Raw genomic sequence first — 24,321 nt, 5'->3', positions numbered from 1 at the left:
AGAAAGAAGGAATATAAGTGTCAATGTTTTTAGATCAAGTTAAAGTAAGCGTAAAAGCCGGTAGTGGTGGAGATGGCATGGTAACTTTCAGACGAGAAAAATATATTCCTGACGGTGGACCGGCAGGTGGAGATGGTGGAGAAGGCGGAGACATCATTTTTGTAGTAGATGAAGGATTAAGAACGCTGATGGACTTCCGTTATAATCGTCATTTCAAAGCAAAACATGGCGAAAACGGCATGTCGAAAGGGATGCATGGTAGAGGAGCAAAAGATTTATACGTAAAAGTTCCCCCAGGCACAATTGTTAAAGATGCTGTCACAGGGACTATGTATGCAGACTTAACAGATAACGGGCAAAAAGCAGTCATCGTTAAAGGTGGACGCGGAGGTAGAGGCAACATCCGTTTTGCATCACCAAGTAATCCTGCACCTGAAATAGCAGAAAACGGTGAGCCAGGAGAAGACAAGGAAATTGAATTGGAATTAAAAGTGTTGGCAGACGTAGGTTTAATAGGCTTTCCTTCTGTTGGGAAATCAACGTTATTATCTGTTGTTTCTGCAGCACGCCCTAAGATTGGAGCATATCATTTCACAACGCTTGTACCGAATCTTGGAATGGTTAATACAGAGGACGGTAGAAGTTTTGTTTTGGCAGATATGCCTGGTTTAATCGAGGGTGCATCACAAGGTGTCGGCTTAGGTATCGAGTTCCTAAGACATATTGAAAGAACACGCGTATTGTTACACGTGATAGATATGAGTGGGGTTGAAGGCAGAAATCCTATTGACGATTACTTTACAATTAATGAAGAATTGGAACAGTATGACTTGAAATTACGCGAACGTCCTCAGTTAGTCATCGCCAACAAAATGGATATGCCTAAATCTGAAGAAAATCTTGCGAAATTTAAAAAAGAGCTAAAAAAAGCAAACGAAGATGTAGAAGTTTTTGAAGTATCTGCACTTACTCAAAAAGGCTTGAATACTGTCATGTCTCGCACTGTAGATTTACTGGAAACAACACCAGAATTTCCAATGTATGAAGACGAAACAGATAAAGAAGAAAGAGTTTTATATAAATTCATACCAGAAAACAAGAATTATTCAATCACGAGAGAACCTGATGGTACATGGGTTATTACGGGAGAAAAAATCGAGAAATTATATAAAATGACTAACTTCCAATTTGACGAATCTGTTATGCGTTTTGCACGCCAACTTAGAGGGATGGGTATTGATCAAGCTCTTAGAGACCGTGGTGCAAAAAATGACGATATAGTAAGAATAGATGATTTTGAGTTTAATTTTGTAGAATAAAAGTAGTAAAGGATTGGCATATGGAATTATTATTTTTAGGGACTGGATCAGGTGTCCCCGCTAAACATCGAAATGTCTCAAGCATGATGTTGAAGTTACTAGATGAAAGAAATGCTTTGTGGTTATTCGATTGTGGAGAAGCAACGCAACAGCAAATATTGAAAACGACTATAAAACCAAGAAAAATCGAAAAAATATTTATTACACATATGCATGGCGATCATATTTTTGGTCTTCCGGGTCTTTTAAGCAGTCGAGCTTTTCAAGGTGGAGAGTCAGCCATAACTATTTATGGACCTAAAGGAATTAAACAGTATGTAACCATGTCTTTAAAACTCTCACAATCTCATATTAGATATGGCATTCGGTTTGTTGAAATCGAAAATGAAGGAATAATCTTTGAGGACAATCAGTTTTTAGTTACAACTAAACGATTGCAACATGGAATTCCTTCATTTGGGTATAGAATTGTTGAGAAAGATCGAGAAGGAGAACTCATGGCTGATAAACTTCAAGCCATTGGGGTTCCTTTTGGACCTATGTTTGGTAAATTAAAAAAAGGTGAAACGATCGTATTAGAAGATGGGCAGGAAATCAACGGTGAAAATTTTGTTGGCCCCAAACAAAAAGGTCGGATCGTTACAATTCTCGGCGATACTAAATTCAGCTTAAAGAGTATAGAGTTAGCAGAAAATGCGGATGTACTGGTTCATGAAAGTACTTTTATTCATTCCGATATGGAATTAGCTCATAGTTACAATCATTCTACAAACCTAGAAGCTGTTGCAGTTGCACAAAAAGCCAAGGCTTCAAAACTTTTATTGACACATATTAGTGCAAGATACCTCTATGCTGACAGTAAATTAATGGAGAAAGAAGCACAAACCCTTTTTCCGAATACATTCGTGATGAGTGATTTTACTGAAGTTTCTATTCCATTAAAAAGAGACGAGGAATAAAATGAAATCATTAAAAGACAAAGTTGTCTGGGTTACTGGTGCTTCATCGGGTATAGGTGAAGCACTTGCCTATGGATTAGCCCGTAAAGGAGCTACATTGATACTCAGTGCAAGACGAAAAGATCAGTTAGAGCGTGTCAAACAAGAATGTGTAGAGCGATATGGTGTAAATGTAATTGTCTGTCCACTAGACGTTTCTAATTTGAGCGAAATAGATCGTGTCGTTGAGGTACTTTATTTAAAACTGAATAAAGTAGATGTATTGATTAATAATGCGGGTTACGGACTTTCAGAGGAATTCATTGATTGTGATTTTTCTAAAGTTGAAAACATGTTCAAAGTTAATGTATTAGGATTGATGTACTTATCCCAATGTGTGGCTAAAAATATGGCAGAGCATGAATCCGGTCATATTATCAATGTTGCTTCAATTGCCGGTAAGGTTGCGACACCAAAATCAGCAGTTTATTCATCAACTAAATTTGCAGTAATAGGATTTAGTAACGCTCTAAGATTAGAACTCAAAGAGCATAATATCCAGGTCACAACTATAAATCCTGGACCCGTTGATACCGCATTTTTTGATAAATTCGATCCAAAAGGCAGCTATCTCGAAAAAGTAGAACCTTTAGTTCTAACGCCTGAAGTTGTAGCTGAGAAGACAATAAAGATTATTGGGACGAACAAAAGAGAAGTCAATTTACCAGTCATGCTGGAATTCTCATCAAGATTTTATTCATTGTTTCCTTCAATTGGGGATTTTTTTATTGAACATTTATTTGACAGAAAATGATATATATTAATGTAATAAATGCGTACTATATGTTATTCTTAAGTATAACAAATGATGTATAGGAGGAATATTCAATGAAAAAACAATGGAGTATGGTTGGGGCAATTGTTTTATTTTTAGGTATCTCTATTTTATCTGTATTAAATGTTGATCCTGTACCAGTTAATTTTGGATTTGCTGTAGTCGAGTGGCCATTAATAGTTATTATTTTTGTTTCGGTCTTATTGGGTGCGTTAATTGCAACGCTGCTATCCACGTACAAGATGTTTACAGATCAACGCAAGAGTAAACATCAGGAGTCTGATAGTTCTTCAATGACAGCTGATGCACCGTCTGAAAGAAGAACACGTTCAGGTAAGAAAAAAACTGATACAGTTCAGAATGACAAAGTTGATGCAGAGACTCGATCAGATGAAAATGATATACTGTAATATAATGGTTTGTCAATTTAAGTAGGGGGTAAAAGTATGAATGATAATAAAATTGCTATTCTAACTGATTCGGGTTCGGATGTACCTCAAGAGATAAAAGAAAAATACAATGTAAAAGTAATCCCGTTAAAAATCATTTTTGACGATGGTGAATACATTGATAAGGTAACCATCACGGCTGAAGAAGTTTATCAGCGTATGGATAAAGAAATTCCGAAAACGTCTTTGCCTGACGGTGAAATGATCAAAGAAATGTTTGATGGCATTAAAGCTGAAGGTTACGAAAAAGTATTAGCTATTACAATATCAAGTGGTTTAAGCGGAACCAATAATATGGTTCGTGTAATTGCTGAACAATATGAAGGCTTAGAAATATTCGTTCTAGATACAAAAAACATTGGCATTGCTTCCGGATTTACAGTTGCCGAAGCAGCATTGCAAGTGGATCGTGGAGTAGATTGGGAAACCTTGAAAGTGAATTTAACAGAAGGTATCGAAAAAGCAAAAGTCTTTTTCTATGTACCTACTTTGGAATATTTGCAAAAAGGTGGAAGAATTGGTTTGGTTCAGTCCGTTCTTGGAAGCATGATGAATTTAAAACCTATCATTACCTGTAACGAAGAAGGTATTTATCATACTGTAGCTAAAGTTAGAGGTAAAACAAAATCGATCAAAAAAACGATTGATTTAGTTGAAGATTTTGCCAAGGGATCCAATAAATATAATCTAGCTATTGCCTATGGTGGCGAAACTGCCCGTGAAGAGGCTGAAGATATTCGTGAAGAAATGAAAATAAAATTACCGAATTTCGAAAATTTCTATTATGATCAAATCAGTCCTGCTTTAGGCGTTCATACCGGACCTGGGTTGATCGGTATTGGCGTTCAAATTCTGGATTAATATTAATCAACTTAAATTTTAAACAAGATACAATAAAGTCTTCCTTTATTGTGTCTTTTTTTTTGTTATAATTAAGTTCTGTGAGTAATACGAGGAGTGAAAGCATGCAAAACAGTAAAACATTTTGGAAATTAGATAAACAAGCAGATGAATCATTAATTGAGAAATTAGCACTCGAACTGAATAAATCGAAAACATTTATACGTTTATGCGTTACTAGAGGCTTAAATACTAAAGAAGCTATTCTAGATTTCGTTGAGCCTAACATAGACTGGATCGATGATCCATTCTTGTTTTTTGACATGGAAAAAGCTGTGGATCGAATTAAAAAAGCTGTGTCCAACAATGAAAAAATAACTATCTACGGTGATTATGACGCTGATGGTGTCACGAGCACGGCTATTTTATACGAGGCCGTTGAATTGCTAGGAGGCCAGGTCGACTATTTTATTCCAAATCGTTTTAAAGAGGGATATGGTCCAAACGTGGACGCATTTGATCAGATCATAGACAGCGGAACACAGTTGATAGTAACTGTTGATAACGGCATTTCGGGACACAAAGCTATTTCACATGCTCAAGCTAGAGATGTTGATGTTATTGTGACTGACCACCATGAATGTCCAGAAGAGCTTCCAAATGCATTTGCCATCATTCACCCGAGACATCCAAAGCAACACTATTCTACACCGGACTTATCGGGTGCAGGAGTAAGTATGAAAGTCGCACATGCACTACTCGGCGAATGTCCAACAGACTTTTTAGAGTTAGCAGCTATCGGAACCATTGCTGACCTAGTCTCTTTAAAAAAAGAAAACAGAGCAATAGCCTATTTTGGACTGAAAGCTTTGAAACAAACACAGCGTTTAGGGTTGCTTGCATTAATGCAAGTTTCTGACATAAAACCTGAAACAGTTGATGAGGAATTGATTGGTTTTAAACTTGCTCCCCCGATCAACGCTGTCGGCCGGTTAGGTGATGCTTCGTTAGTCGTGGATTTATTAACAACTTTTGATGAAGAAAAAGCATTCAAGTTGAGTAAAGAAATATTATTGAAGAATGACGAGAGAAAAGAAATCGTCGAAAAAATCACTCAAGAAGCACTAGATTTGGCAAAAACAAAACAATCACAGTCTTTCTTGGTTTTAGCCAAAAAAAATTGGCATGAAGGTGTTTTAGGAATTGTTGCAAGTAAAATCTCAGAAAAATTCCATAAACCTGTACTTGTCTTAACTATAAATGAATCGGAAGACAAGATAAAAGGTTCAGGCCGAAGTATTGAAGGTTTCAATCTATATGAGTGTGTAAATGAATTCAGAGACAACCTTCAAAGTTTCGGTGGTCACGAGATGGCTTGTGGTTTGAGTTTAGATCGTGATTATTTAGGGGAATTTACCGATGCAGTCAATAGAAAAGCAGAGAAAAGCCTGAGCAAACTGCCTAGTGAAAAAGTCTTTAAAGTCGACGCGAAAATTGAGTGGGATGAAATTGACACACAGTTAGTTGAAGAAATTGATTTGTTGAGACCCTTTGGTCAAGAGAATATAAAACCGTTATTTAAGATCGAGTCTGTTTTGCCAGAGAATTCTAAAAAAATCGGTGCCAATCAAACACACTTTAAGGCGACCTTAACTAGAGATAATAAACAAATGGATATGATTGCATTTAATAGCGCAGATTGGTCTGACATACTCAAATCATCACCTGAAATTGATATCATCGGTTATATCTCGATCAATGAGTGGAATGGTTTCAGAAAAGTCCAGCTGCAAGCCTTGGATTATAACTCAAATGAACCATTGATAATCGATCAGCGGAAAAGTACGATCAAAGAAGAAATGTTTAAAACGTCAAATGTTCATTTTCTGTTTTTCCAATCGACCGTTGCCAAACGCTGGATACAGACAGTTGACAAGCAATCCACTTATCAAATCTTCGAAGCAAAAGCTGATTTGATGGAGATTCCTACGGGTGTGCCCGTCATAGTAGTGGATACCCCTGAGGATATTAAGGATTTCAGACGAATTTATCAGACGTATCAATCTCAACCGCTGTATTTATATTTCCATTCGCCCAATGACTACTACATGAAAGGGATGCCCAAAAAGCATCAATTTCAAAAATTGTATAAATGGCTGATAACAAAAAAAGAAATAGTACTGGCACAAGACACTAAACAAATGGTCAAGAGTATGCATTTAGATAAAGACACAATAAAATTTATGTTGATGGTGTTTTTAGAGAACGAATTTGTTACAATAGAAGATGGTAAGTTGAGCATCGTGTCTCATCCAACTAAGAAAAATTTGGAAGATACGATTACTTATAAAAAAAGGTTAGATCAAATAGAGGCTGAAGAAATTCTCGTCTATAGTTCTTTCAAAGAATTGCTTGCTTACCTGAAAAATCAATGATGAACGATTCAAATGATGGAGGAAGACAAATGGATTTTAAAAAATATATCGCTGATGTTCCCGATTTTCCAGAAGAAGGTATTATATTTAGAGATATTTCACCTTTGATGGCTGATGGAGAAGCTTACAAAGCTGCAACAGATAGAATTGTTGAATACGCCAAAGATAAACGTGTCGACATGATTGTTGGTCCAGAAGCCAGAGGTTTTATCGTTGGATGTCCTGTTGCTTATGAATTAGAAATTGGTTTTTCTCCCTGCAGAAAAAAAGGGAAATTACCGAGAGACACTATTGAAGTAGGTTATGGATTAGAATACGGCAATGATGTTTTACAACTGCACAAGGATTCTATTAAACCTGGACAAAGAGTTTTAATAACAGATGACTTACTTGCTACAGGTGGAACGATAGCTGCGACAATCAAACTCGTGGAAAAACTTGGTGGAATAGTTGTCGGTGCTGCATTCTTTATTGAATTGGAAGCTTTAAAAGGCCGAGATAAAATTAAAGGCTATGATATTTTCACATTAATGACATATTGATACTAAAAAAGCCGTCCTCCATATGGAGGACGGCTTTTTTAGTATCAATATTTAAATTAAATGGATTAAAAAATGTGACTTCTATAAAGCGAGATGACTTTACCTAAAATTTTGACATGATTAAGTATAATTGGATCCATTGTTTCATTTTCAGGTTGTAACCGGATGTGATTGTCCTCTTTGAAGAATCGTTTGCAGGTAGCTTCATCTTCATCAGTCATAGCGATGACAATGTCCCCATTGTTTGCAGATTCTTGCTTGCGGACGATAACCTGATCACCATCTAAAATACCGACATCCATCATACTGTCACCACGTATGGTTAACATAAAGAGGTTACCTTTTTCTATTTCCAAATCACTAGGGATAGGAAAGTAGTCTGTGGCTTCTTCAATAGCTAAAATGGGTTCACCAGCCGTCACTATTCCCAGAAGAGGAATCTTATCCTCGTCCATATTAATACCCAGTTTATCTAGTCCCTCAGAAGTAAATTCAATTGCTCGAGGTTTCGAAGGATCCCGTATGATATACCCGTTCTTTTCTAGTCGTGCCAAATGACCGTGTACTGTAGAAGTAGACGACAGTGCGGTAGCTTCACCAATTTCTCGAACAGTCGGTGGATACCCCTTCTTTTTTACTTGTTTATGGATGAAATTCAAAATTTCTAGTTGTTTCTCACCTTTACGACCTCGTGTACTCATACTAAAACCCTCTCTATAATATGTTAATTAAATGGAACAACCGTTCTGTATTTTTTTAAAGTATAGCACAGTATAGGCTTCAAATCAAACGAATGTTCGAAGAAAAAAGATGAAGAAAAATGAATGATAATATCATCTAAAACTGTCACTTTTTAATGACAAATGGTATGATGAACAATGTGAAACATAACGTACCTGAAATGATATAAGGAGGATAATATGTTAGAAAAACAAAAACTTGACCGTATTAATGAATTGGTAAGAAAAGAAAGAAATGACGGATTATCAGAAGAAGAGAAACAAGAACAAAAAGGCTTGAGAGAAGAATATATAAAAGCTTTTCGTTCTGGTATGCGAAACCAGATAGAGGGCATAAAAGTAGTCGATCCGGATGGTAATGATGTGACCCCCGATAAAGTTAAAGAAATTCAAAAAGAAAAAGGGATTCATAACCGCGACTAAGCAATCACGGATTCTTAAAATGATAGAGTTTACATTGTAATGAAGGGGCAAAAATAGTACAATAATAAAGAAAGTTTAAAATTTAAACAAACGAAAGGATTGAAGTTCATTGTTCAATAAAACTGATCAAATGGCAGTAGATACAATACGTACACTGAGTATGGATGGCGTACAGAAAGCAAATTCAGGTCACCCGGGATTACCTATGGGGGCTGCACCTATGGCGTATACATTATGGACACGTCACTTGAATGTTAATCCAAAAAACCCTAAATGGTTTGACCGTGACCGTTTTGTCTTAAGTGCAGGTCATGGTTCTATGTTACTTTACAGTTTATTGCATTTGTCTGGTTATGATGTAAGTATTGATGATCTGAAAAATTTCCGTCAGTTGGATGGAAATACACCGGGACATCCAGAAGTTCATGTTACAGATGGAGTAGAAGCAACAACGGGACCTTTAGGTCAAGGCTTTGCAAATGCTGTTGGAATGGCAATGGCTGAAGCGCATTTGTCTGCAACTTACAATAAAGATAATTACAATCTTGTAGACCATTATACCTATGGTTTATGTGGCGATGGCGATTTGATGGAAGGTGTTTCTCAGGAAGCAGCTTCATTAGCAGGTCATCTTAAACTTGGTAAATTAGTCATGTTATATGATTCCAACGATATTTCTTTAGACGGACCTACATCAAAAGCATTCACTGAAAATGTCGGCCAGCGTTTTGAAGCATATGGCTGGGAACATATCTTGGTTGAAGATGGCAATGACATGGAAGCTATTGATAATGCAATCAAACAAGCAAAACAAACAACAGACAAGCCAACTTTGATCGAAGTTAAAACGATCATCGGTTTTGGTGCTCCTAACGAAGGAACACATAACGTTCATGGTGCCCCACTTGGTCCAGAAGGTGTCGAAGCGGCTAAAAAAGCTTACGGATGGGAAGGCGAAGACTTCTACGTTCCTAAAGAAGTAAGTGATCGTTTCAATGAATACATGGTTGAAAAAGGACAAAACCTTGAAAAAGGATGGAATACTTTAGTTGAAAACTATAAGAATGACTATTCTGATTTAGGCAAGAAATTTGAGCTGGCATTATCTGGAGATTTACCAGAAAATTGGGATGACTCATTACTTTCTTATTCTGAAGAAGATGGTGCATCTGCAACGCGTGCATCAAGTGGTCAAATGATCAATGCTATCGCTAAAGCTGTACCTAACTTATGGGGGGGAGCTGCCGACTTATCAAGTTCAAACAAAACAATGATCGACGGCGAAAAAGATTTCCAACCTGGACAATATGAAGGCCGTAACATTTGGTATGGTGTTAGAGAATTTGCAATGGCAGCTGCTATGAACGGAATTGTGCTACATGGTGGAACCAAAACATATGCGGCAACATTCTTCGTGTTTACTGACTATCTCAGACCAGCCGTCCGTTTAGCTGCGCTATCAAAAATCCCAGCTATTTATGTGATGACACATGATTCTGTAGCTGTTGGTGAAGATGGCCCTACGCATGAACCTGTTGAACAACTTTCAAGTTTCCGTGGCATGCACAACTTAACTGTTTTGCGACCTGCAGACGGTAACGAAGTGGCAGCTGCATGGGAGATTGCTTTAACATCAAAAGATAGACCGACAATGCTGGTATTTTCTCGTCAAAATCTTCCAGTGTTATCTGGATCTAAAGAAATGGCTAGAGAAAATGTCAAAAAAGGTGCGTATGTCCTTTCACCTGCAGATAAAGAAACGCCAGATGGTATCCTGATCGCTACTGGATCCGAAGTATCATTGGCAGTTAAAGCTCAAAAAGAATTGAAAGCTCAGGGACATGATGTTTCTGTCGTTTCAATGCCAAGCTTCGACTTATTCGAAAATCAATCAGAAGAATATAAAGAATCAGTTCTTCCAAGTTCTGTTTCAAATCGTGTAGCCATTGAAATGGGCTCATCATTCGGATGGCATAGATATGTCAAAAATGATGGCAAAGTCATGGCAATTGATAAATTCGGAGCAAGCGGTAACGGGGATGCAGTTGTGGAAGCATATGGCTTTACGACACAAAATGTTGTGAACACATATTTATCAATAAACAACTAAACAATTAAATGAATTGAATGATTAATCATTAAACTTCCTTTCAATTATTATTTTGAAAGGAAGTTTTTTGAGATAGACTTATTGATTTATAAGAATAAATTGACTAATTTGAATTTATAGGTTTATTTTTAGTCGTTGATTGTGTAAAATAGTTTCAGTGAGCAGTTTTATTCGAATATTTAAAACGAGCGACAAGTTTTTTACTAGTAACGGTTGAGAGGAGTGAATATTTATGAATACAGGGTTAGCTATATTTTTAATCATTTTAGCTTTAATTGGTGGACTTGTTGGAGGCTTCTTCATTGCAAGAAAATATATGATGGATTATTTTGAAAAAAATCCTCCTATCGATGAAAACATGTTGCGCATGATGATGATGCAAATGGGACAAAAGCCTTCTGAAAGAAAAATCAATCAAATGCTGAGTCAAATGAAGACACAACAAACGAATGCTAAAAAGAAAAAGAAAAAGAAATAGAAATAGAAATAGAAATAGCACTAGTGAATAGAAAGACAGCGGACAGAGATCCTGTCCGCTGATTAATAAAACAACATGACATATTGTCACATTGTGTTAAAGGTTGTCAAAAAGAGAATGTAAATTGTGGGAGATTAGAATAATGGACATATTTAAACGATTAGGATGGTTTTTCAAAAAAGAAAAGAAATCCTATTTAATAGGCGTTGCAGGGTTATTGATTGTAGCGATTTTACAACTTATACCACCACGTATTATCGGTATTGTTGTCGATGAAATAGAAACAGAAACGCTGACGCAACAATCTTTGCTCCAGTGGTTGATCATTTTAACTTCAACAGCGATCATACAATACCTCTTAAGATACATGTGGCGCGTAAGGATTTGGGGGAACGCAGCCAAATTAGAACAGATTGTCAGAAGGCAATTATACGATCACTTCACGAATATGGACAATGTATTTTTTCAAAAATATAGAGCAGGCGATCTGATGGCGCATGCGACGAATGATTTGAGAGGTTTGCGTATGGTTGCAGGTGGCGGAATACTCACTATGGCTGATGCAATTAGTGTCGGTTTAACAACGCTTATTGCAATGATGTTCATAGTCGATTTAAGATTAACTTTAATCGCCGTCATCCCTCTACCATTTTTAGCACTCACATCTCGCTTGTTGGGTAGACGACTGCATCTGCGTTTTAGAGATGCTCAAGCTGCTTTTTCTCAGTTAAATGATAAAGTACAGGAAAGTATCCAGGGTATCAAAGTAATCAAGACTTTTGGACAAGAAAAAGAAGATGTTGATGAGTTTATCAACCAAACAGATAACGTTGTACAAAAAAATAAATCAGTGTACAAAATTGACTCTCTATTTGATCCTGCTATTACGTTTATAATGGGGATATCCTATTTCTTAACAATTCTTGTAGGTGGATTGCTTATCACGGGTAATGAAATATCGATTGGAGATTTTATAACATTCATAAACTATATCGGTATGCTGGTATGGCCAATGTTTGCCATCGGCAGACTCTTCAACATTATTGAACGTGGTTCAGCGAGTTATGACCGAATTGAAAACTTATTAAGAGAAGATACGGCGATCAATGAACGACAAGGTGCAATCGAAGAACCTGTTTCTGGAACCTTGCGATTTGATATCGATTCGTTTAGCTATCCAGATGACGAAGTGGTCGCATTACATCATGTTAAGTTTGATATTGATCAAGGACAAACATTAGGTATCGTAGGTAAGACGGGTGCGGGTAAGACGACTATCATGAAATTGTTGCTTCGCGAATATGATACCTATAAAGGTTCAATCAATTATGGTGGTTATGACATCAAAGATTATACCTTAGATGCACTGCTTAAGAGAGTCGGTTATGTACCACAGGACAATTATCTCTTCTCTAATACGATTCGAGAGAACATTCGTTTTGCAGATCCAACTGTTCCTCAAGAAGCAGTAGAAGCTGCTGCAAAATTGGCTGATATTCATCAAGACATTCTGGACCTTCCTGAAGGCTACGATACTAAAGTAGGCGAACGTGGTGTCTCATTATCTGGAGGCCAAAAACAACGAATTTCTATTGCGCGTGCAATACTTATAAATCCTGAGTTGATGATTCTGGATGATTCACTTTCAGCTGTGGATGCTAAAACGGAAGAAATCATTTTGTCAGGCTTAAAAGCAATTCGTCAGAATCAAACAACAATCATTGCGGCCCATCGAATTAGTTCTGTTATGCATGCTGAAGAGATCGTCGTCATAAAAGAAGGTACAATTGTCGAAAGAGGAACGCATGGCGATTTACTCGAACAGGGTGGATGGTATAAAGAGATGTATGAACAGCAGCAACTTGAACGTAAATTGGAAGGAGAGGATTACTAATTATGGAACAGAAAGAATTATCAGTTAGACGATCCATACCTTTCAAAGAACAGATGGTTGTCTTGAAACGAATTATGAAATTTGGAAACCCTTATAGAAAACAATTTGCCATAGCTATACTTTTTAGTTTGGCATTGGCGATTTCAACTGCGGCTTTACCCCGTATCATTCAATTATTCATTGATAATCATTTAACAACCGGAGATGTAACCCTTCAAATCATTCTGATGTTTGCAGGACTACATTTCGGTGTCACGCTGATTCGTTTAACGGTCTGGTATTTCGAGCTATATATTTTCAATATGGCCTCAGAAAGAACGGTCCGGAATATACGTAATCAATTATTCGAGAAATTGCATAAACTAGGGATGCGCTTTTTCGATCAGACATCGACAGGGTGGATAATTACGCGTGTAACCAACGACACAGAAGCGATGAAAGATTTCTGGCATGTGTTTTTGGCCATCATGCAAGGGGTCTTTGGTGTTGTTATTTCATTAGGGGCTATGTTTTTACTTGATGTGACGGTAACACTTTGGATTTTAGTCTTCGCACCAGTGTTATTAGTTATCGTTCGTATCTATCAAGTGTATAGCTCGAAAACGTATAATGATATGAAATCAAAAATGAGCCTGTTGAATACCAAATTAGCGGAAACCATTAATGGTATTTCAATCATTCAACAATTTCGTCAAGAAAAGCGTCTACAAAAAGAGTTCGAAGAGACCAACCAGTCTTATTTTGATTCGCGTTTTTCAATGATAAAAATTAATGCATTGTTGTTGAGTCCAGTAATCAATCTACTTTACACTTTATCAATTGTTGTCATCTTGGCTATCTTTGGTACAGAGTCTTTAGCTGGACCTGTGGAAGTCGGGATCATTTATGCCTTTACATCATATGCAAATAACTTTTTCAAACCTTTAACACAATTGATGGATAGTATGAGCTTATTTCAAGAGGGTATTGTCTCAAGTAGCCGTATCTTAACAGTTATGGACAATGAGGAGTATGCACCCGCTCAGCTAGATAATAAAGATGCACATATAGTGGATGGGAAAATTGAATTCAAAAATGTATCATTCTCCTATGACGGTAAAAATGATGTTTTGAAAAATATTTCTTTCACTGTTAATCCTGGAGAAACGATTGCTCTAGTGGGACATACCGGTAGCGGGAAATCTTCTGTTATTAATGTGCTGATGCGCTTTTACGATTTCCAAGAAGGAGAAGTCTTTATTGATGGGAAATCTATCAAAGAGTTTCCGATGAGAGAATTGCGAAGACGCACGGGATTAGTTCTTCAAGACTCGTTCCTCTTTTACGGGACAATAAAAGATAATATCCGATTACTCAATGATTCAATCACTGATAGAGAAATCATAGAGGCTGCGCGTTTTGTTCAAGCAGACAAGTTTATTGAAGAGCTCCCAGGTCAGTATGATGCAAGAGTAGTTGAACGTGGAGCTAGCTTTTCTAGTGGTCAAAAACAATTGATTTCATTCGCGAGTACAATTGTAAGAGATCCAAAAATTCTTATTTTGGATGAAGCAACGGCGAATATCGATACTGAAACCGAAGCGCTGATCCAAGAAGGTTTAGAACGCATGAGAAAAGGCCGCACCACGGTGGCTATTGCGCATAGATTGTCAACGATCAGAGATGCTGATCAGATTTTAGTGTTAGATGATGGACACATCGTTGAAAGAGGGTCACACGATGAACTCATTGAACGTGGTGGCCAATATAAAGATATGTACGAATTACAAAATCTAGGTATACAGTCTAAATAACAGATAATATTAGATAGTGGGAAAGTCATCCGTTGATGATTTATCCCACTATTTTTTATGCTGTAGACTATTTAGGCTGGAAAGTGCAGACTCGGTATTCAGATTTTCGTGAGTTCGACATCTTGAACTGGAAAGAGCAGACTCGGTGTTTAGATTTTCGTGAGTTCGACATCTTGAATTGGAAAGTGCAGACTCGGTGTATAGATTTTCGTGAGTTCGACATCTTGAACTAGAAAGTGCAGATTCAGCGTCTAAATAGTTATGAGTTCGACATCTTGAACTGGAAAGTGCAGATTCAGCGTCTAAATAGTTATGAGTTCGACATCTTGAGCTAGAAAGTGCAGACTCAGCGTCTAAATAGTCGTGAGTTCGACATCTTAAGCTGGAAAATGTAGATTCAGCATCTAAATAGGTATGAATTCGACATTTCGAGCTGGAAAGTGCAGACTCACATCTTTTTTATCATTTATTGGCCCTTAGGTATTTAGAAAAAGAAACAGGCTGAGACAAAAGTCCCAGCCTGTACTATTATAATTAGTTAAATTTTTTAATATTAATTATTTGTCTAACTGTTCAAAAGCTGTTTGAATCTTTTCAGAGTAATAAGCATTTGTATCCTTTACACCCTCAACTTTACGTTCCACATAGAAAGCTTTACCGATGCGAACGGTTGCTTTTTTACGCTTAATTAAGTCTTTGAAAGTAAGCGGACCACTGTATACGGCAGGAACGATCTGTTTTTTGCTCATTTTTGCTATTGTCACTGCACCGCCCTTTAATTCGTTGGAATGTCTTGTTCCTGTGGGGAATATGACTAAACCTAAATCACTTTCTTTAAGAGACTTTACAGGTATTTTTATTGCACTGGGTCCAGGATTGTTTCTATCTACTGGAAAAGCGTTTAAATTAGTGAGAAACCAACCGATTATCGGATTCTTAAATAATTCTTTTTTTGCCATAACGCTGAATTGTTTAGGTGATGCGGCCAGCACGAGATAAAGTGGATCTATCCACGAGCGGTGAGGGGCTATTAGAATATAATTTTCATCTTGAGGCAAATTTTCTTTACCAACAAAATTAGGTTTGCCATTTAGAATCCAAACTAACAAAAGCACTAGGCTACGTACTACCGAGAAAAACATATTAGTCACTTCCTTTTTTTTCACTTTTCTTATTAGTATGCGGTAGGAGTTAAAATTTAGCAAGATAATTTTAACTGATTATTGCATTTAATCATTATTCATAGTATAATTGTTAACAGTGCATAAAGCACTAATTTCACACCTTAGTTGATGCTCTGAATGGTGCTCCAAATGCCATGGAGTGTTCAGGCAGATGAAACTAGGGGAGGAAAATACAAAACCAAATGGAGGAATGACAAAATGGCAGTAGTATCAATGAAACAATTATTAGAATCAGGAGTACATTTCGGACACCAAACAAGACGTTGGAATCCAAAAATGAAACCTTTTATCTTCACAGAAAGAAACGGAATTTACATTATCGACTTACAGAAAACAGTTAAGTTGATCGATAAAGCTTACAACTATGTACGTGAAGTTGCTGAAGATGGCGGAGTTGTACTTTTTGTAGGTACAAAAAAACAAGCTCAAGATGCAATCAAAGAAGAAGCTGTAAGAGCGGGCGCTTACTACATCAACCATCGTTGGTTGGGTGGAACATTAACTAACTGGGACACAATCCAAAAACGTATTAAACGTTTGAAAGAATTAGAAAAAATGGAAGAAGACGGAACATTCGAAGTCTTACCTAAAAAAGAAGTGGGCCTATTAATCAAAGAACGTGACCGTTTAGATAAATTCTTAGGCGGAATCAAAGATATGCCTAGAAAACCAGACGTATTGTTCATTGTAGACCCACGTAAAGAACACATTGCAGTTAAAGAAGCACAAAAATTAAACATTCCTATCGTAGCAATGGTAGATACTAACTGTGATCCAGATGAGATCGATGTAATTATTCCTTCAAACGATGATGCTATTCGTGCAGTTAAATTATTAACTAAAACAATGGCTGACGCTGTTATCGAAGGTAACCAGGGAGAAGAAGGCTTTGAAGAAGAAGCTAAATCTGATTCTTTAGATGAAATTGTTGAAGTTGTAGAAGGCGACAACGAATAATTTAAACTTACAGGTTAGAACCATAATCTACTGAGGAGGAAAAAGTACAGTGGCAAATATTAAAGCAGCTCAAGTTAAAGCATTACGTGATAAAACAGGCGTAGGTATGATGGATGCGAAAAAAGCGTTAGTGGAAACTGATGGCGATATGGACGCAGCTATTGATTATCTAAGAGAAAAAGGCGTTTCTAAAGCAGCTAAAAAAGCTGACCGCATTGCGGCTGAAGGCTTATCAAACGTTTATGTTGAAGGGAATATAGCAGCTATTGCTGAAATCAACTCTGAAACAGACTTCGTTTCTAAAAACGATAAATTCCAAAATATAGTTAAAGGCATCACTAAAACAGTCGCTAGCAACAATCCAGCTTCTGTTGAAGATGCTTTACAATTAGACATGAATGGCGAAACGATTCAAGATACTATCACTGAAGCTATGACTACAATTGGTGAAAAAATCACTTTCCGTCGTTTTGCAGTATTGGAAAAAACAGATAACGATATATTTGGCGATTACGAACATATGGGCGGACGCATCGGTGTCTTAGCTGTTGTTGAAGGAACAGACAACGTCGAAGTTGCACGTAACGTAGCTATGCACGTTGCAGCAATCAATCCTAAATATATTACACGTGAAGATGTTGCTCAAGACGAAAGAGATCACGAATTAAACGTATTGACGGAACAAGCATTAAATGAAGGAAAACCAGCAAACATCGTTGAGAAAATGGTTCAAGGACGTTTGAATAAATGGTTAGCAGAAGTTAGCTTAGTTGATCAACCTTACGTTAAAAATCCAGACGTAACAGTTGGACAATACTTGAAAGAACATGGCGCTTCAATTAAAACCTTTATCCGTTACGAAGTAGGAGAAGGAATTGAAAAACGTTCTCAAGACTTCGCTGCTGAAGTACAAAGTCAATTAGGAAAATAATTAAACATTAAAAAAGCAGGGATAGTTCACTATTCCTGCTTTTTTTTATAGTAATATACGAACAAATGGTATGTTTTTTTAATGACGCTACACTTAAATTGTGGTAAAATTACTATTGTATGAATGATGGAGGGAAAGATTTTATGGATGAACCGAAGTATAAACGTATTATATTAAAAATAAGCGGAGAAGCGCTTGCTGGTGATGTTGGATTTGGTATACAACCACCAACCATTCACAAAATTTGTCAGGAAATCAAAGAGGTTCATGAATTAGGTGTTGAAATTGCCATTGTTGTTGGCGGTGGCAATATTTGGCGCGGTCAAGTTGGTGCAGAGATGGGTATGGAACGTTCTCAGGCAGATTATATGGGCATGATTGCTACCATCATGAATGGACTAGCTTTGCAAGATTCATTAGAAAACATAGGGGTTCCGACTCGTGTACAAACCTCGATCGAAATGCGTCAAGTTGCTGAACCTTACATTAGAAGAAGAGCAATCAGACATTTAGAAAAAGGTAGAGTCGTTATCTTTGCTGGTGGTACAGGCAGTCCGTATTTCTCTACAGACACAACGGCTGCACTGAGAGCTGCTGAAATGCAGGCTGATGTCATCATGATGGCAAAAAATAATGTTGATGGCGTTTATTCTGCTGATCCAAATATTGATGCAGATGCTGTGAAATATGAGGAATTGACTTATTTAGATATTATCAATAATTCATTGCAAGTCATGGATATAACCGCTTCATCATTAAGTATGGATAACGATATCCCTTTAGTAGTATTTAAATTGAATGAAACAGGTAACATCAAGCGTGTTGTTCTTGGCGAACCAATAGGGACAACTGTTAGGAGGAGTAAGTAATGACGGAAGCAATCTTGAAAGAAACACAAGAAAGAATGAAAAAAGCGGAGCAATCCTATGTAAGAGAGTTAGGTAGTATCAGAGCGGGCCGTGCCAATCCAAGTTTATTGAATCGTGTAAATATTGATTATTATGGTGCACCAACGCCTTTAAATCAAGTAGCACAGATTTCAGTACCTGAAGCGCGAGTACTTCTCATCACCCCTTACGATAAAAATGCTTTGGGTGATATAGAAAAAGCTATCAACCAATCAGATATTGGTATCCCGCCTTCAAATGATGGTAACGTTATTCGCTTAATTGTTCCCGCATTAACTGAAGAAAGACGTAAGGATATTGCAAAACAAGTAGGTAAAGAAGCTGAAAATGCCAAAGTTGCAATCAGAAATATTCGTCGTGATGAAATGGATTCTCTTAAAAAAGCTGAAAAAGCTGGAGATTTAACAGAAGACGATCTACGTGAGTATGAAGAAGAAGTTCAAAAGTTGACAAATGTCAGTGTTAAAGCTGTCGATAAATTGTCTGAAGAAAAAGAGAAAGAAATTTTAGAAGGTTAAAAAGTAAGGAGAGTAGCACAGGGAAACTTAACAGAATGCCTCTTTGAGGTATCATTCTCTAAGTTTTTGAGCTTACTCTCCTTTTTCTTGATAAAATATTATAGTTTATCTATGATGTACTTATTAACAAGTTTGGTGACAAGAGTTGTCACAACAATACTTATGATATACTTTCGCAAACGTCTCACGTGGGCGTTCCTCCCTCAAAAATCTTTGATTAACATTATTAATTCTACTTATAGTATAGCAAATAACCAGTAAGTGATAAACTATATTGATTCGACTATTTTTTATAATATGGAATTGTTATGGCAATTCCTGTATGTTTTTACTACAATAGAAGAGATGTCTCAAACTTTAGGAGGGTAAGGTGTAGCTTAAACACCGCCAAATATGAATGAACAAGAGAATAATAGTCCCAATCATGTAGCCATCATCATGGACGGGAATGGACGATGGGCTCAAAAACAAGGGAAACCAAGAAAATTTGGACACGAAGAAGGTATGGAAGCTATCCGTAGAGTAACGATGCGAGCGAGTGAGAGAGGCGTAAAAGTTCTCACCTTGTATGCTTTTTCTACAGAAAATTGGAAACGACCTCCTCAAGAAGTCCACTTCTTAATGCAATTACCCATTCTTTTTTTTGATCGGTTCGTACCTGAACTTCAAGAAAAGAATGTTAAAGTAAATATGATAGGATTTGAAGACAAAGTTCCTAAGTCTACAAAAAAAGCTATCAGCAAAGCGATGGATCAAACAAAAGGAAATACAGGGATGGTGCTGAATTTCGCTTTTAATTATGGCGGACGTGCTGAGATCACTAAAGCAACGCAAGCTCTTTGCAGAAAAGTTTTAAATAATGAAATTTCTTGTGATGATATAACAGAAGCACTCATAGAAGAACATTTATTCACACATTCGATAGCTCCTTATCAAGAGGTCGATTTACTCATAAGAAGTAGTGGAGAACAACGATTAAGTAACTTCTTGCTATGGCAAAATGCCTACAGCGAATTTTATTTTACAGATTTACTATGGCCCGATTTTAATGAGGAAGTCTTTGATCATATTATTGCAGAATATCAGAAAAGACAAAGACGATATGGAGCCGTTTAATCTACAGAAAGCTGAGGATAGGATATGTTGACTAGAATATTGACAGCCATTATAGCGCTAGGACTATTTGTACCAATAGTTCTGATAGGCTCATGGCCATTGGTCATTGTGATGACGTCTATAGCTGTTATTGGCCTTTCAGAATTTCATAAAATGAAAAAAATAACTATAACTTCAGCGCCAGCAATCCTGTCATTAATAGGAGTAGCCTTGATGGTTTTATCCGTTTATTTTCCGGTTCTGTTTGCAGTTGAAGTCTTTACACGAACCGTTAGTTTAGTTATGGTCTTGCTCTTTTTATATTCTATAGCTTTTACGCAACTGACAACACAAGATATAGGAGAAATCGTTTTGATTATGACCTATATCGGTATTGGGTTCTATTCATTTGTTACATTAAGATTCAATAATCTATCCTTGCTTATTTTAGTATTGTTAGTCATTTGGGCTACGGATACAGGTGCGTACCTAATTGGAAGGAAAATAGGGAGAACAAAATTAGCACCGAACATTTCTCCGAATAAGACGGTTGAGGGATCTATAGGGGGCACTATTGTAGCGTCAATTGTAGCATTCGTCTATTTGTTTTATTTCTCTCAATCAGACTTCCTATGGGCTACTTTTGCATTGATGGTTATTATTTCCATTACAGGACAAATTGGAGATTTACTTGAATCGAAGATAAAAAGAGAGTACCATACAAAAGATTCAGGGAAATTATTACCTGGTCATGGTGGCATTCTAGATCGTTTTGATAGTTTGCTGCTTGTTTTAAATGTATTGTTTATATTAGGTATTGTATGATTTATAAAGGAGTTTTGATATGATTCAAAATATTTTAGCATTCATCTTAGTTTTCGGCATTATCGTTGTCGTTCATGAGTTCGGACATTTTTACTTCGCTAAACGTGCGGGTATATTGGTCCGAGAATTTTCTATAGGGTTTGGTCCTAAACTGTTTTACCATCGTAAGGGAGAAACGACGTATACTATACGTCTGTTGCCCGTAGGTGGTTACGTCAGAATGGCCGGCTATGAGGAAGAGGCCGACTTGAGACCTGGTATGGCTGTTCAACTTACACTTGATGAAAACGAGGATGTTGAAAAGATAGACATACAAGCATCAGATGCAACAGTTGATAGTATCCCTATAGAAGTATCATCATTTGATTTTGACGAAAAAATGTATCTTACCGGGCGAGTGGGTATGGATACAGAAGAAACAACATTCAGTGTCAAACGGGATGCCTTGCTGGTTGAAAAAGATGGAACCGTGTTGCAAATAGCACCCAAAGACCGACAGTTCCAAAGCGCATCTTTGCCAAACCGCATGCTCACAAATTTTGCTGGGCCCTTAAATAATTTTATACTGGCTGTCCTTGCTTTTACGCTTCTTGCTTTTGTTCAAGGAGGCGTCCGTTCTCAAGAAGCTAGAATCGGTGACGTAGTGGAGGATACACCTGCTGCAATGGCTGATATTGAAACGGGAGACAGAGTACTGGCAATCGATGAGCAGGAAGTCGATTCCTGGATTGAAATGGAAATGATCATCCAAGAAAATCCTAACGAAGAACTCAATTTTAGATTAGAGTCTCAAGATGGCGAAGTCTATGAAGAAACCATTGAACCATATGCTGAAGAAGTAGAGGGAACCGCTGTTGGCAGAATCGGAATACAAGCCTATATCGATGAAAGCCTGGGAGCAAAATTGACCTTTGGTTTCACTGAAACATTTTTCATCATAAGCCAAATCTTTATGCTGCTGGGTTCTTTCTTTACAGGCGGATTTAGTGTCGATCAGCTAGGTGGCCCTGTTGCTATCTACGCGACGACAGAAGCTGTTGTTCAAGCAGGAACTATCGGTTTGATCAGCTGGTTAGGATTTCTAAGTGTCAACCTCGGAATTATGAACTTACTGCCTATTCCAGCTTTAGATGGAGGTAAGTTGTTATTGAATATCATCGAGGGTGTTCGTAAGAAACCACTAAGTCAAGAAAAAGAAGGCTATATTACTTTAATTGGCGTTTTGTTCTTGCTTATTCTCATGTTATTGGTCACCTGGAACGATATACAAACATTCTTTTTAAATTAATCACTAAAGGAGAAATCAGTTAATAATGAAACAATCAAAACTATTTGCACCTACATTAAGAGACGTACCAAGTGATGCTGAAGTCATCAGTCATCAATTACTACTCCGCGCAGGATATATTCGCCAATTGTCAGCTGGCATATATACTTATTTACCCTTGGCAAATCGCGTACTGGAGAAAGTCAAGACGATCATTCGAGAAGAACTTGATGCAATCGATGGATCTGAAATGTTGCTTCCATCTTTGATTCCTGCAGATTTATGGAAGGAATCAGGACGTTATGAAACATATGGTGAAGACCTCATAAAACTTCAAGATAGACATGAACGGGATTTCATTTTAGGCCCGACACATGAAGAGACATTTGCTAAGTTGATCAGTGAAGATATAAAATCATATAAAAAATTACCATTACTCTTGTATCAGTTCCAAACCAAGTATCGTGATGAGAAGAGACCACGTTTTGGTTTGATGAGAGGCAGAGAATTCATCATGAAAGATGCGTACACTTTTCATGATAGCTATGAAAGTTTAGACGAATCTTATGATGCCATCGCACAGGCCTATACTAACGCCTTCAATAGAATGGGCTTAGATTTCAGAGCAATCATCGGGGATGCAGGAGCTATGGGCGGAAAAGATTCCATTGAATTTATGGCCTTAGCCGATGCTGGCGAAGACACGGTCGTTTATTCTGATTCAACGGATTATGCAGCTAATTTAGAAATGGCGACAAGCTACTACAAGAAATCACCAAAAACAGATGTGCAACTGGAACTTAAAGAAGTCGATACTCCAGACAAAAAAACCATTGAAGAGGTTTCAGCGTTTCTCGGAGTGGATAAGAACAAACTACTCAAAAGTGTTTTGTATATGGCCGATAAAGAAACACCTGTATTGGCTATCATTCGTGGAGATCAAGAAGTCAACGATATTAAACTTAGAATGGCACTAAACGCAGAAGAAATCGAACCAGCAACAGAAGAAGAGGTTAAAGCAAAATTCAACACGTATCCTGGATATGTTGGACCAGTCGGTTTAACGGGTGAAGTCAGAGTAATTGCCGATTTACATGTACAAGACATCGTTAACGGTGTAACAGGTGCAAATAAAGAGGATAAACATTATATGAATGTTAATTCTGATAGAGATTTCACCGTCGAAACGTATGCGGATATCCGCATCGTTAAAGAAGGAGATTCGACTCCAGATAACCAGGGTAATCTTTGTTTCACAAAAGGTATAGAAATAGGACACATCTTTAAACTAGGCACTCGCTACAGTGACGCCATGGGCGCGACTGTTCTAGATAACAACGGTAGACAAACCGCCGTTATTATGGGAAGTTACGGCATTGGAGTGAGTCGGCTACTTTCGGCTATTGCAGAACAGTATGCAGATGAAAAAGGATTGGTGTGGCCTTCTTCAGTGGCACCATTTGACGTTCATATCATACCTGTTCAAGTGAAAAATGAAGAACAGCTTGGACTGGCTAATCAACTATATAAACAGTTCCAGGAACGTGGTTTTACAGTGCTGATCGATGATAGAAAAGAACGACCAGGGGTTAAATTCACTGATGCTGAATTGATAGGTATTCCCGTTCAAATTACTGTAGGCAAAAAAGCTTCCGAAGGTACAGTAGAAGTAATAATAAGAAAAACTGGAGAAATGGTTGAAAGTAAAGTGGATGATATTTTCCACACAATAGAAATATTGACGGCCAACCCTACTCAAGCATAATAAAGACTAAAACTGAGGCATTCTATGTCTCAGTTTTCTATGCTATTATTTAGAAGTAAGCCAAGAAATTAGAAA

The 24,321-nt window shown here is 37.2% G+C and carries 22 protein-coding genes; 20 read left to right on the top strand and 2 right to left on the bottom strand.

The features are described 5' to 3' along the window. Window positions 1-23 precede the first annotated feature (23 nt). The 7 genes from obgE (at window position 24) to ACO1PF_RS00825 (ending at window position 7,358) form a co-directional block, all read left to right on the top strand. On the top strand, window positions 24-1,319 hold the full coding sequence (obgE, locus tag ACO1PF_RS00855) for a GTPase ObgE (RefSeq protein ID WP_423190474.1): 1,296 nt from the start codon (window positions 24-26) through the stop codon (window positions 1,317-1,319). Between the two features lie 20 nt (window positions 1,320-1,339). Then, window positions 1,340-2,278, top strand: a complete 939-nt coding sequence (gene rnz, locus ACO1PF_RS00850) for a ribonuclease Z (RefSeq protein WP_423189496.1) — start codon at window positions 1,340-1,342, stop codon at window positions 2,276-2,278. A gap of 1 nt (window position 2,279) precedes the next feature. Continuing rightward, the gene (locus ACO1PF_RS00845; protein ID WP_423189495.1) at window positions 2,280-3,071 is read left to right on the top strand and encodes an SDR family NAD(P)-dependent oxidoreductase; all 792 of its coding nucleotides are present in this window, start codon (window positions 2,280-2,282) and stop codon (window positions 3,069-3,071) included. Window positions 3,072-3,145: 74 nt separating this feature from the next. Next, entirely contained in the window at window positions 3,146-3,502 is a 357-nt protein-coding gene (locus tag ACO1PF_RS00840) for a LapA family protein (protein WP_423189494.1), read from the top strand. A 36-nt stretch (window positions 3,503-3,538) separates the two neighbouring features. Continuing rightward, a complete protein-coding gene (locus tag ACO1PF_RS00835) occupies window positions 3,539-4,402 on the top strand; it encodes a DegV family protein (protein WP_423189493.1) in 864 nt (287 codons plus the stop codon). Between the two features lie 104 nt (window positions 4,403-4,506). After that, the gene (recJ, locus tag ACO1PF_RS00830) at window positions 4,507-6,816 is read left to right on the top strand and encodes a single-stranded-DNA-specific exonuclease RecJ (protein ID WP_423189492.1); all 2,310 of its coding nucleotides are present in this window, start codon (window positions 4,507-4,509) and stop codon (window positions 6,814-6,816) included. Between the two features lie 29 nt (window positions 6,817-6,845). Then, window positions 6,846-7,358: an adenine phosphoribosyltransferase gene (locus ACO1PF_RS00825; protein ID WP_423189491.1), complete on the top strand. Its 513-nt coding sequence runs from the start codon at window positions 6,846-6,848 to the stop codon at window positions 7,356-7,358. A gap of 65 nt (window positions 7,359-7,423) precedes the next feature. Here the strand turns inward: ACO1PF_RS00825 and lexA are convergent, their stop codons facing one another. Next, window positions 7,424-8,059 (bottom strand): transcriptional repressor LexA, encoded by a 636-nt coding sequence (gene lexA / locus ACO1PF_RS00820; protein WP_423189490.1) that lies wholly within the window; start codon window positions 8,057-8,059, stop codon window positions 7,424-7,426. Window positions 8,060-8,278: 219 nt separating this feature from the next. Here lexA and ACO1PF_RS00815 point away from each other — a divergent pair, with 219 nt between their 5' ends. The 5 genes from ACO1PF_RS00815 (at window position 8,279) to ACO1PF_RS00795 (ending at window position 14,796) form a co-directional block, all read left to right on the top strand. Next, a complete protein-coding gene (locus ACO1PF_RS00815; RefSeq protein WP_423189489.1) occupies window positions 8,279-8,521 on the top strand; it encodes a DUF896 family protein in 243 nt (80 codons plus the stop codon). A 109-nt stretch (window positions 8,522-8,630) separates the two neighbouring features. Further along, window positions 8,631-10,631 carry a transketolase gene (tkt, locus tag ACO1PF_RS00810; RefSeq protein ID WP_423189488.1) on the top strand — a complete coding sequence of 667 codons (2,001 nt, stop codon included), beginning with the start codon at window positions 8,631-8,633 and terminating at the stop codon, window positions 10,629-10,631. 232 nt (window positions 10,632-10,863) lie between these two features. Further along, on the top strand, window positions 10,864-11,109 hold the full coding sequence (locus ACO1PF_RS00805; protein ID WP_423189487.1) for a YneF family protein: 246 nt from the start codon (window positions 10,864-10,866) through the stop codon (window positions 11,107-11,109). Window positions 11,110-11,251: 142 nt separating this feature from the next. Continuing rightward, window positions 11,252-13,003: an ABC transporter ATP-binding protein gene (locus ACO1PF_RS00800; protein WP_423189486.1), complete on the top strand. Its 1,752-nt coding sequence runs from the start codon at window positions 11,252-11,254 to the stop codon at window positions 13,001-13,003. A gap of 2 nt (window positions 13,004-13,005) precedes the next feature. Beyond that, complete coding sequence (locus ACO1PF_RS00795; protein WP_423189485.1) at window positions 13,006-14,796, top strand: ABC transporter ATP-binding protein; 1,791 nt, start codon at window positions 13,006-13,008, stop codon at window positions 14,794-14,796. Window positions 14,797-15,353: 557 nt separating this feature from the next. Here ACO1PF_RS00795 and ACO1PF_RS00790 read toward each other — a convergent pair. After that, window positions 15,354-15,938, bottom strand: coding sequence for a lysophospholipid acyltransferase family protein (locus ACO1PF_RS00790; protein WP_423189484.1), 585 nt, complete (start codon window positions 15,936-15,938; stop codon window positions 15,354-15,356). A gap of 240 nt (window positions 15,939-16,178) precedes the next feature. Here ACO1PF_RS00790 and rpsB point away from each other — a divergent pair, with 240 nt between their 5' ends. From rpsB to ACO1PF_RS00750, 8 genes are all read left to right on the top strand, one after another. Beyond that, window positions 16,179-16,937: a 30S ribosomal protein S2 gene (gene rpsB / locus ACO1PF_RS00785; protein ID WP_423189483.1), complete on the top strand. Its 759-nt coding sequence runs from the start codon at window positions 16,179-16,181 to the stop codon at window positions 16,935-16,937. A gap of 49 nt (window positions 16,938-16,986) precedes the next feature. Next, entirely contained in the window at window positions 16,987-17,868 is an 882-nt protein-coding gene (tsf, locus tag ACO1PF_RS00780; protein ID WP_423189482.1) for a translation elongation factor Ts, read from the top strand. 143 nt (window positions 17,869-18,011) lie between these two features. Next, the gene (gene pyrH / locus ACO1PF_RS00775) at window positions 18,012-18,737 is read left to right on the top strand and encodes a UMP kinase (protein ID WP_423189481.1); all 726 of its coding nucleotides are present in this window, start codon (window positions 18,012-18,014) and stop codon (window positions 18,735-18,737) included. After that, window positions 18,737-19,294 carry a ribosome recycling factor gene (gene frr, locus ACO1PF_RS00770; RefSeq protein ID WP_423189480.1) on the top strand — a complete coding sequence of 186 codons (558 nt, stop codon included), beginning with the start codon at window positions 18,737-18,739 and terminating at the stop codon, window positions 19,292-19,294. The genes pyrH and frr overlap by 1 nt, the downstream gene beginning before the upstream one ends. A gap of 393 nt (window positions 19,295-19,687) precedes the next feature. Beyond that, entirely contained in the window at window positions 19,688-20,410 is a 723-nt protein-coding gene (locus ACO1PF_RS00765) for an isoprenyl transferase (RefSeq protein ID WP_423189479.1), read from the top strand. A gap of 24 nt (window positions 20,411-20,434) precedes the next feature. Then, entirely contained in the window at window positions 20,435-21,214 is a 780-nt protein-coding gene (locus ACO1PF_RS00760) for a phosphatidate cytidylyltransferase (protein ID WP_423189478.1), read from the top strand. A 19-nt stretch (window positions 21,215-21,233) separates the two neighbouring features. Continuing rightward, complete coding sequence (rseP, locus tag ACO1PF_RS00755; RefSeq protein ID WP_423189477.1) at window positions 21,234-22,502, top strand: RIP metalloprotease RseP; 1,269 nt, start codon at window positions 21,234-21,236, stop codon at window positions 22,500-22,502. Between the two features lie 25 nt (window positions 22,503-22,527). Beyond that, the gene (locus ACO1PF_RS00750) at window positions 22,528-24,246 is read left to right on the top strand and encodes a proline--tRNA ligase (RefSeq protein WP_423189476.1); all 1,719 of its coding nucleotides are present in this window, start codon (window positions 22,528-22,530) and stop codon (window positions 24,244-24,246) included. The last annotated feature ends 75 nt before the right edge of the window (window positions 24,247-24,321 follow it).

The sequence above is a fragment of the Alkalibacterium sp. f15 genome, from assembly GCF_049389645.1.
In the GTDB taxonomy this organism is placed as follows: Bacteria; Bacillota; Bacilli; order Lactobacillales; family Carnobacteriaceae_A; genus Alkalibacterium.
The sequence above is the reverse complement of the archived record's forward strand: the minus strand, read 5'-3'. Positions and strand labels throughout refer to the sequence as shown.